Annotated in this window: 11 protein-coding genes; 5 read left to right on the forward strand and 6 right to left on the reverse strand. The window is 56.7% G+C overall.

Translation table 11 applies throughout. The features are described from left to right. Positions 1-13: 13 nt before the first annotated feature. The 6 genes from flgE to EQV93_RS15645 all read right to left on the reverse strand — a co-directional run bounded on the left by flgE (position 14) and on the right by EQV93_RS15645 (position 5099). Entirely contained in the window at positions 14-1342 is a 1329-nt protein-coding gene (gene flgE, locus EQV93_RS15620) for a flagellar hook protein FlgE (protein WP_146386705.1), read from the reverse strand. Between the two features lie 36 nt (positions 1343-1378). Further along, positions 1379-2104 (reverse strand): flagellar hook assembly protein FlgD, encoded by a 726-nt coding sequence (gene flgD, locus EQV93_RS15625; RefSeq protein WP_122783072.1) that lies wholly within the window; start codon positions 2102-2104, stop codon positions 1379-1381. 15 nt (positions 2105-2119) lie between these two features. Then, positions 2120-2563 carry a flagellar basal body rod protein FlgC gene (flgC, locus tag EQV93_RS15630; protein ID WP_122783071.1) on the reverse strand — a complete coding sequence of 148 codons (444 nt, stop codon included), beginning with the start codon at positions 2561-2563 and terminating at the stop codon, positions 2120-2122. Positions 2564-2566: 3 nt separating this feature from the next. Further along, complete coding sequence (gene flgB / locus EQV93_RS15635) at positions 2567-2974, reverse strand: flagellar basal body rod protein FlgB (protein WP_122783070.1); 408 nt, start codon at positions 2972-2974, stop codon at positions 2567-2569. A gap of 321 nt (positions 2975-3295) precedes the next feature. Next, positions 3296-4123, reverse strand: a complete 828-nt coding sequence (cheR, locus tag EQV93_RS15640; RefSeq protein ID WP_122783069.1) for a protein-glutamate O-methyltransferase CheR — start codon at positions 4121-4123, stop codon at positions 3296-3298. A 13-nt stretch (positions 4124-4136) separates the two neighbouring features. Then, entirely contained in the window at positions 4137-5099 is a 963-nt protein-coding gene (locus tag EQV93_RS15645; protein WP_122783068.1) for a chemotaxis protein CheV, read from the reverse strand. 76 nt (positions 5100-5175) lie between these two features. Between EQV93_RS15645 and flgA the strand changes: the two genes are divergently transcribed. From flgA to EQV93_RS15670, 5 genes are all read left to right on the forward strand, one after another. Further along, on the forward strand, positions 5176-5946 hold the full coding sequence (flgA, locus tag EQV93_RS15650; protein ID WP_146386700.1) for a flagellar basal body P-ring formation chaperone FlgA: 771 nt from the start codon (positions 5176-5178) through the stop codon (positions 5944-5946). A 152-nt stretch (positions 5947-6098) separates the two neighbouring features. Beyond that, positions 6099-6422 (forward strand): flagellar biosynthesis anti-sigma factor FlgM, encoded by a 324-nt coding sequence (flgM, locus tag EQV93_RS15655; RefSeq protein WP_122783067.1) that lies wholly within the window; start codon positions 6099-6101, stop codon positions 6420-6422. A 50-nt stretch (positions 6423-6472) separates the two neighbouring features. Next, complete coding sequence (locus tag EQV93_RS15660) at positions 6473-6940, forward strand: flagella synthesis protein FlgN (protein WP_122783066.1); 468 nt, start codon at positions 6473-6475, stop codon at positions 6938-6940. Between the two features lie 94 nt (positions 6941-7034). After that, complete coding sequence (locus tag EQV93_RS15665; protein ID WP_240891864.1) at positions 7035-7775, forward strand: flagellar brake protein; 741 nt, start codon at positions 7035-7037, stop codon at positions 7773-7775. A gap of 259 nt (positions 7776-8034) precedes the next feature. Further along, positions 8035-10273: DUF6531 domain-containing protein (locus EQV93_RS15670; RefSeq protein WP_240891865.1), on the forward strand; the 2239-nt coding region annotated here is incomplete at its 3' end.

Raw genomic sequence — 10273 nt, forward strand, 5'->3', positions numbered from 1 at the left:
TTCAGTCCCGCAATCAGGTCATCTGAATGATGGTCTGCATGATGGTGCTTTGAGTCGAGATGGTTTTGGCGTTGGCCTGGTAGTTGCTCTGCGCCTTGATCAAATCGACCAATTCGCTGGTCAAGTTGACGTTGGAATCTTCCAGCGAGCTGGAAACAACGGAACCCAGGGTGCCCACTTTCGGCGCGTCGTAACCTGCCTGACCCGACGCATAGGTTTCTTTCCAGGCGGTGCCGCCCGCAGGCTGCAAGCCCTGCTCATTGGTGAAGCTGGCCAGCGAGATCTGACCGATAGCACGGCTCTGGCTGTTACTGAAGTTAGCGAACAATACGCCTGAGCCGTCGATGCTCAGGTTGTTGATCTGGCCGGTGGCGTAGCCGTCTTGAGTCGGCGGATTACGCGAACTGTCAGTGTTGTACTGAGTGGTCTTGGCCATGTTGATGGCAATCCCGTCACCATTCGCTGCAGCACCGTTGGAGACCCAGTTGCCATTGACCGTGGCGCCCGGCATCCAGTTGCTCACGGTCAAGGTGCTGCTGACGATGTCAGGCTGACCGGCCACCGGGTTGGGCGTGGTCACGCTGGTCAGCGCACCGGCCGAGTCGAACACCATGGTCGACGGCACAGGGGCTACAGCATTCGCACCTGTGACCGCAGTACCGTCAGGGTTGCGTCCGTCGATCAGGGTATAGGTCTCCCAGGTATTGGAACCTGTCTTGACCATGTACTGGTCCATCGGGTGCGCATTGCCCTGGGTGTCGTAAATAGTGGTGCTGAATTTTTTGCTGTAGCTGGCGGTTTCGTTCGGATCGAACGCGTTCACGGTCTGATCAATCACCTCAGAGGTGGAGTTCAGGTTGATGGTGGACTCAACCGTGCTGCTGGCTTTGGGTGCCAGGTTGGACGTATCGATGCGCAGGTCGGTCAACACGCCGTTGATGACCTTGCCGTTAGCGTCCACGCCATAACCCTGCAAGCGCTGGGTGCCATCGGAGCTGGTCACGTAGCCATCTTTATCGGCCTTGAACGTGCCGGCACGGGTATAGCTCAAGGCGCCGTTGTCGCTCAGCACAAAGAAACCGCTGCCTTGAATCCCCATGTCCAGCAGATTACCGGTGTTATTGATAGCACCTTGACTGAAGCTTTGCGACACATTGGCCAGGTTGACACCGCTGCCGATGGTCTTGCTGCCGACGCCCAGCTTGCTGGCCGAGTACACGTCGGCAAATTCTGCACGGGAGGCTTTGAAACCCGTGGTGGCAACGTTGGCAATGTTGTTGCCGGTCACGTCGAGTTGTTTGTTCGCTGCATAGAGGCCGCTAAGACCGATATTGAAAGACATGTATATCTCCTTGAAGCGTAAGGGTCGGCTTAGGGCCTAGAGGCCAATGGTCTGAACTTTGGACATGCCAATACTGCCCAGACCCGCGAGGTTCAGCATGATTTCGCCACCGGTCTTGCTCAGCGTCACGCTGTTGACCGTGGCCGGCAGGTAGGTGGTGAGAGCCGTGCTGCCGGTGTCAGTTTTGCTGGCTGCCGTAAAGGTGTAAGAACCTTTATCCAGCAGTACGCCCTCATCATCCTTGCCGTCCCAGGTAAATTCACTGTTGCCGGCTTGCTGTGTACCCAGATCCAGGGTTCTGACCACTTCACCGTCTGCATTGGTAATGGTGACCGTCGGCGTGGAGTTGGCATCAGCAACCACGACCGTGCCGTTGAATGCCTTGCCGCTGGCCGGGTCAACATACGCTTCGCTGGTTTGCACGATCACCGAACGGCCCACCAGGGACGAAGCCTGCAAGGCTTGCGAGGACTGGAAGTTACCCGAGATCGAGTTCACCGTGTCATTGAGGGTGGTGATGCCTTCCAGGCTACTGAACTGCGCCAACTGCGCGACAAACGCGGTGTTGTCCTGCGGGTCCAGCGGGTTCTGGTTTTTCAGCTGGGTCACCAGCAATTGCAAAAATGCATCCTTGCCCAGCGAGGAGCTGCCGGACACCGCCTTGGAAGCGGCTGCCAGACTGTTGTCAGTCGTGGCGGTCTGGGCGGAATTGGCGAGTACCTGATTGAGGGTCAAGCCGCTAGTGGAATCGGTCACACTCATTTGCGTTGCCCCTTATCACTGACCGAGCGTCAGCACCTTCTGCATCATGGTTTTGGCGGTGTTCATCATTTCCGCGTTGGTCTGAAACGAACGGCTGGCGGAAATCATGTCAGCCATTTCTTCGACCACGTTGACGTTGGGGTAATAGACATAGCCCTTGGCGTCGGCAGAAGGATGGTTGGGCTCGTAACGTGCTTCAAGGTTGCTCTGGTCTTCGACCACACCCAGCACCTGGACGCCTTGGCCTGCGGCATCCTGATTATTGAACAGCGAATCGCCGGTGCCGTTTTGCGCACCCTGAAACATCGTGGCAAACACAGGATGACGGGCGCGGTAGGTCTGATCGAGGCTCGACGAGACGGTGTCGGCGTTGGCGATGTTACTGGCGACGGTATTCAGACGGGTGGTCTGGGCACTCATGCCACTGCCGGCAATATTGAACACACTGGCTAGAGACATGAATTACTCCCCGCGCAGGGCTGACATCAGCCCTTTGAATTTACTGTTGAGCAGGGTGAAGCTGGCCTGAAAGTTGACCGCATTCTCTGCATAGTTCGACTGCTCAAGCTGAGCGTCCACGGTGTTCTGGTCGATCGAGGGTTGCATCGGCGTGCGGTACTGAAGCGTTTCGTCGCCCATGCTCAGGCCTTGGGCTTCGATATGGCGGCTGTTGGTCTTGTTCAGGGCAAACGTGCCGTTCTGGTTCTTGTCGTTCTGTGCAGCGAGCACAGAGGCAAAATCCAGATCCCGCGCTTTGTAATTCGGGGTATCGGCGTTGGCGATATTGTTGGCCAGCACTTCGGCACGTTGTGCACGAAAGCCCAGGGCTTGTTCATGGATACCGAGCGCTTTATCGAAGCTGATGCTCATGTCGGGAAACCTTTGTCAGCTGACCTGAAACGGATTCAGGTGTGGATGACAGGTACAGAGCAAACCTCGTGCCAGATTGAACAACCGCCTGTTTCAGGGCTTTGCGCAGGGAGTGGACGGCGGCAATGCCAGAAAAGCGGCAAAGGCTGACCGCTGACTGCCGCTTTTCTGCCGCCCGGTCGCACGTACTCCCTCGTAGCAGCTGCCGAAGGCTGCGTCCGATTGCGCAGCGATCGTAACAATGAGCACTCAGGTTTAGCGCTCAGCGACGACTGCGTCGCCGAACGCCGCCTTCGGCAGCTGCTACGGGTTAACGCAAGTCTATTTCGCCTGATAAATGATCCCGGGGCTGCATTGCACCATCTGGTAATGGTCGGGCAAACCGTTGAGGGCTTCCGACGCGCCCAGAAACAGATAACCACCCGGCTTCAACGTGCTGTGGATTCGCAGCAAGATGTCTTTTTTCATCTCGGCCGAGAAGTAGATCAACACATTGCGACAGAACACCACGTCAAACTTGCCAAACGCGGCGTAGCTGTCCAACAGGTTAAATGAACGAAATTCCACTCGATTCTTGATCGGCGCCTTGATCACCCAACGCCCCGGCCCCTTGGGTTCGAAGTAGCGCTGCAAGCGCTCCTGCGACAAGCCTCGGCCAATCGCCAAATTGTCGTACTCACCGGTTTTGCACGTATTGAGCATCAGACTGGACAAATCAGTGGCAAAGATCTGTGCGCCCGCCTTTAATTGCCCGGGATTGCTGCGTTCAAACTCGTCAATGCTCATCGACAGCGAATACGGTTCCTGCCCCGATGAGCACGCGGCCGACCAGATACGCAAACGCTGCCCCGGATTGGCCTTGATAAATTCAGGCAAGACTTTGTTCTTCAACACTTCAAACGGGTAAGTGTCCCGAAACCACAAGGTTTCATTGGTGGTCATGGCATCCACCACCTGCTCACGCAACCCGCTGCGAGGCTGGCTTTGCATGCGCTGAATCAACTCACCCAGCGACTTGATGCCCTGCTGCTCCATCAGCTTGTTAAGGCGACTCGAAACGAGGTACTGCTTGTTCTCACCCAGCACAATGCCACAGGCTTTTTCCAGGAAGCCCCGGAACTGTTCAAAATCCAAATTAGCCGTCGACAAATGATCCTGCCTCTTAAATCGTGTTGACCGCCAGGGGCTGACCCTGGCTCTGGTCTGCTGCTTTAATCCGGTCAACTACCCGGGATGCCAGGTCATCGGGCCGAAACTTGGCCAGAAAGTCATCAGCACCGACTTTCTTGACCATCGCCTGATTAAAAACCCCCGACAAAGAAGTATGCAGAATGATGTGCAAATTTTGCATGCGTGGATCGTTGCGGATCTCGGCTGTCAGGGTGTAACCGTCCATTTCCGGCATCTCGATGTCCGAGATCATCATCAGAAATTCCTCGGCCGGGTCTTTCCCCTCCTCCACCATCTGGCGCAGATAGTTAAGCGCCTGACGGCCGTCGTTCAACGAGACCACCTCGACCCCGACCGTTTGCAGGCAACGGGCAACTTGCTTGCGCGCCACCGATGAATCGTCAACGGTCAGCACCCGTAAAGACAAGGCTCTGGTCTGAGTGTCGACATCCACCACTCCCTGAGAAATGGTTTCAGGCGTTGGCGACACTTCAGCCAGCACTTTTTCCACATCGATGATCTCGACCAACTGCTCATCCATGCGCGTCACAGCCGTCAGGTAATGGTCACGGCCTGCACCCTGAGGTGGCGGATGAATGTCTTCCCAGTTCATGTTGACGATGCGTTCGACCGAGCGAACCAGAAAGCCCTGAGTCTTGGTGTTGTACTCCGTGATGATGACAAACGGGTTATCCCGTTCTTTCAGTGGACCCGCGCCGGTGGCCATTGCCAGATCAAGAATTGGAATAGTCGCGCCGCGAATGCTTGCCACGCCGCACACCACCGGATTGGATCGAGGCATCATTGTCAGCTTGGGGCATTGCAGCACCTCCCTGACCTTGAACACATTGATCCCGTAAAGCTGCGGCCCGTCCAGACGAAACAGCAACAGCTCCAGACGGTTTTGCCCCACCAATTGAGTGCGCTGGTTAACCGCATCCATCACCCCAGCCATACTCAGCTCCTTTTAAAACTTTAAGTTACGACACTCGCCGCCCGGTAAACGGCACGGGCTTTGCTATTTATCTTTCATGAATACCAAAACGACAAATTCCTGCCGCGAATCCAACGCCTTCAGCCTGCGCCGTCGATGCTTGAGTCTGTTGGCAGTCGCGTGCCTGATTAGCGTAGGCAAATATTCCTACGCTGATGGCTTTACTTCTCCTACGCAACTTATCGGCGTCACCCAAGGCTTTCTTGAGTTCACCGTCGAAGACTACCTTGCCACTGGTCAGATAGAAGGCCGCTATGAGATTCAAGTAAACAATCTCGACCCACGCCTGCGTCTGGCCGAGTGCGACAGAGAATTGACAGCCACCCTTGAAAGCCCGGCTCAACCCATGGGCCGAGTGATCGTGCGGGTTCGCTGCGAAGGCGCCTCACCCTGGACCATCTTTGTCCCCGCTCAGGTCCGGCTTTTCCGCGATGTGATCATCGTCACCCACCCTCTGAAACGCGGCATGCTTGTGGACTACGCCGATGTCGCCCTGCGCGAACGTGACGTCAGCCAAATCAATCAAGGCTATATGACCGCGACCGAATTGGCCGTGGGCCAAAAACTGCTGCGTCCTGTGGTGACCGATCAAGTGTTGACCCTGACGCATCTGGAACAAAACGCCGCTGTTCGAAAAGGCGACCATGTGGTTATCAGTGCTCGCAGCGGCACATTAAGTGTCAAGATGCCCGGCGAGGCGCTGTCGGACGGCGGCCTCAGCGAGCAGATACGCGTAAGAAACCTGAACTCCAAACGTGTGATCAAGGCGCGGATCACAGGGCCCGGTCAAGTCGAGGTGGCACTGTAAGCTTTTCTGGCATCAGTCTTGTGACTTTCCTACACTGTCACCTGACTTAGATCAGTACATGCTCAGCCACACCTATGATTAATCAAGCCTAAAGTTTTTCCGGGTATGGCCGAAAACATGGCAAGCGTCCAAATACCCAGAGGTTTTTCGTTATGGTTATCGACTTCAGTCGTCTCAACAGCGCCCCGCCAGTTGCCGGCAGTACGCGCAGCAACGCCAATCAGGAAGCAGGCAGCGCCACGCAAGCGGCCCCTGTGCAAAGCCCTGAAGCTACAACCATCGCCCCGAGTGGTGAATCGGTAAGCTTGAGCCCGCAGGCTCAGCAACTACAAAAAATCAGCGACTCATTGCGCGATCAACCGGTGGTTAACAGCGATCGAGTCGCCGAGCTGAAACAAGCCATTGCCGACGGCAGTTATAAAGTCGACAGCAGCCGGGTCGCCAGCAAACTGCTCAACATCGAAGCCCAGCACTAGCCCTCGGGGCGGGTGCCAGGCTTTTGGACGCTTAACTCCCAGAGCCCGCCATGCACGACGAAAATTTGCTGCAACTGATCAATGACGACCTGGCACCTGCTGAGCAACTGCTCGGCTTGTTGCAGGAAGAGTCCATCGCCCTCAAAGGGCGCGACATGGTGCACCTGGAATACATTCTGGCGCGTAAACATTCGTTAATCATTCTGCTCGATCAACATGGTCGCAAGCGCAGCGAGATTTTGGCCAGCCTGGGCCTGACCACCAATCGCAAGGGGCTTGAAAGCCTCGCCAGCCACTCCAGCGTAGGTGAGCAGTTGCTCAGCCAAAGCGATGCCCTGAACCAGTTGCTTGCTCAGTGCCATGCCGCCAATCAGCTCAACGGCCAATCGATTCAGACGCAACAGGCGATTACCGCCAACCAACTGCGCATCCTGCATGGCGGCGAAGTGCCCTCTTTGTACACCGCACGCGGCACCACATCGATGTTGAACAAGCCTCGCGCCTATAGCCAGGTGTGACCCCTAGTCGTCATGCAGCCTAGCGAGAAGCGCAACATGATGGCAAAATGCCGCACTCTTGTGTTGCTGTACTTTGCCTGGAGACTGATGAACCGTGTTCGATGCCCAAGATGCTCCGCAGCCGCCCAAGGTGCTGGCCACGCCGTTGGAAATAGCTTCCAACCTGCGGTTGCTACAAGAGAGTCATGACCCGCTGATCATCACATTCCAGGATCGCACCCAGCGTTTCCAGAGCTATGTGGTGGATGTAAACCGTGAGAACAACACCCTCACTCTGGACGAAATGATCCCAAGAGAGGGTGAGCGTTTTCTTGAAGCGGGCGTACCTTTTCGGGTCGAAGGCTTCCATGACGGCGTACGAATTGCCTGGGAATGCACAACCTCATTGACCATCGATGACGTCAACGGTCATCGCTGCTATCGCGGTGCACTCCCGGGCGAAGTGGTTTATCACCAGCGCCGAAACGCCTTTCGCGCGGCGTTGAGGTTGGCCAATCTGGTCAATGTCGAAGTGGCGGGGGAGAAGCTCAAAACCCCAATCAAAGGCAAATTGCTGGACGTCTCCGCCACAGGCTGCAAGCTGCGCTTTGAAGGGGATATCAGCCAAAGCATGCAATTGGGTCAGGTGTATGAACGCTTTAACGCGGCCCTGCCCTTTGGTGCCATGTCGACACCGGTCGAGATGCGTTACCTGCATTTTGAAGAGCGACTGAACATTACTTTTGCTGGCATGCGTTTTCACAATATCAGCGGTGCCGTGCAGCGCCAGGTCGAACGCTTTGTCTATCAACTGCAACGTGAAGCGCGACAGTTTGATAAAGACGACGATTATTGATTCGTCCGCCATCCGCATCGCTCAGAGGCCACGTTAATGTGGCCTTTTTTATGCCCGGAATTCTCTTCAAATCTCGATTCATGTAAGAGACTGCCGACACCAACCAGTAAGCCGTCTCACTCAAAACACGCTTCAAACCCCTCTCAGCTATAGACCCGTCTTACAGCCATTCCAAGTATCGCCTTGCACACTTGCGCCACCGTAAAAGCCCTGATTGCTGAATGACCTCAGGTGCTCTCCAGCGTAAGGAAATAGGTCAATGACTGACAGCATCCAGCCCGATGTACCCACCCTCCTGTTGCAACACAGAAACTGCCTGGCCGAGTACCGCCTGCAAACCTCAAAGTGGTACGGCGGCATGCTTGCCGCCGAACAAAAATTCAGTGCCGGCGACAGCGCCATCACCCGTTCCATCGAAAGCAAGGGAGCCGTTACGCGCTACGCCCTATGCAAGAAAGACGGCACGCTGACCCTGATCCACGCCTTTGAATCCGCGCACTTCGTGCCGATTGGCAACACCCCTGTCCGTCTGACGCCTGTAGCTGCTACTTCCTCGCGCAGCAAACTCATGAGCAGGGATTATCAGGACCACGTCAGAGCCGTCGAAAGCTACGGCGAAGACATCAACACCTTCATCGACGACAGCGGCATAAAGCTGCTCGAAGGTTGCAAACCTGATCAGCGCTACCGCGTCACCTTCTACCCTCAGACCACACCGCAACAGATCGACGCCTATTTCGACTCCTACCAAGACCTGCTCAACGAACTCGGCGCCTGGCTCTCGCAGCAATGGAACAGCGAATTCCAGCCACTCTGGCGCGCCTACGACAACGCCAGTAATGCAGAGCAACTGCTGCTGCACGCACAGAGCGCCCTCAAGGGTTTCGGCAAAACCCTGATCGGCCTTTGGGACAGCCTGGTAGCAGTGTTCAAACTCATTACCCACCCCGAAGAAAACTTCGAAAAACTGAGTAAGTTTCTCTCACAACAACAACTCGACGATCTCATTAACGCTTCGGCCCAATCGCTGCAAACCCTCTATTTAATCGCCAGTGACGAACCGCTGCTGTGGGCGTACTTCTGCACCTTCCAAGCCTGGCTGCAATTGCTGCCGCCACTCCTATGCACTGAAATAGTTACGCGCCTGGGCAGCGAGGTGCTGATCGACATTCTGATCGGTGTTGTTCTGACCGGCGGGTTGGGGCTGGCGGTGAAATACACCGCCAAGGCCGCTAAAACGATCACCGTCACCGCCAAAGCCACCCACCTGCTGGACAGCTTTATTGACCTGCTGCTGCGCACCAGCAAAGCCCGCGCAACCCAGCATGCACTCACCAGCAAACCCATCCTGCTGCACGCCGACGCGCCGCTGAACACCGGCACAAAAGGCAAGGTCGACATCACCCGCCAACCCGGCGACGGCCCCGACCAGTCGCTGCTCGACACCACCCTGATGGTGCGCGGCAAACCCCAGACCTACACCGAAATCGTGCAAGTCCAGCACGTCGACGACGTCCCGGCGCAATCGAAAAACCTCAACGACCAGCCCGCCGAACCGGCTGACAAAACCTGCACCCAAGGCTGCCCGGTGTCGATGGTCACCGGCGAAGAACTGCTGACCCTCACCGACACCGTGCTCGACGGCGTGTTGCCCTTCGAGTGGACGCGCCTGTACCGCACCAGCGCCGTCGAAAGCCAAAGCAGCCTGGGTTTCGGCTGGAGCCACAGCCTGAACCATCGCCTGCAAGAAGACGGCGACGAACTGCTCTGGACCGACCACGAAAACCGCCAGACCCGCTTCCCGCGCCCCACCGCACATCGCCCGGCCATCACCAACAGCCTGGCCCGCGCCGCGATCTACCTGGGTGAAAAAGACGGCGAACTGATCCTCGCCCAAGCGGGCACAACCCGCCGTTTCTACCACTTTCAAGACTTAAAACTGATCGCCATCAGCGACGCCTACGGCAACCGCCTGACCATCACCCATCGCGACGGTCGCCTGCACCGCATCGAAGACAAGTTCGAACGCGCCCTGATGCTGCGCTACCACAACAACCGACTGTGCGCCGTCGACTACCAGTACTACGACCACAGCCGCGAATTCATCGAACGCTCCGACGAACACTACGCCAAACACCGCGTGCGTTTAGAACGCTGGACCACCCTGCACACTGCCGTCTCCTACAGCTACAACGACGCGGGCCAACTGATCGGCGCCACCAACGCCCTGCAAGAAACCGAGCACTACCGCTACGACACCGACCACGTCATCCAGGAACGGCAACTGGCCGGTGGCGCGACGTTTTACTGGGAGTGGCAACACCGCGGCAAACAGGCGCGCTGCATCCGCCACTGGAACAACTTCGGGCAGATGCACGCCCGCTATGAATGGGACGACGCCGGCACCGTCACCGTCCACCATCAGGACGGCAGCCGACAAATCTACGCACACGACAGCAACGCCCGCCTCGTCAGCCAGACCGACCCGGACGGCGCCA

This window comes from Pseudomonas sp. TMW22091 (assembly GCF_022496705.1).
Classification (GTDB): Bacteria; Pseudomonadota; Gammaproteobacteria; order Pseudomonadales; family Pseudomonadaceae; genus Aquipseudomonas; species Aquipseudomonas saxonica.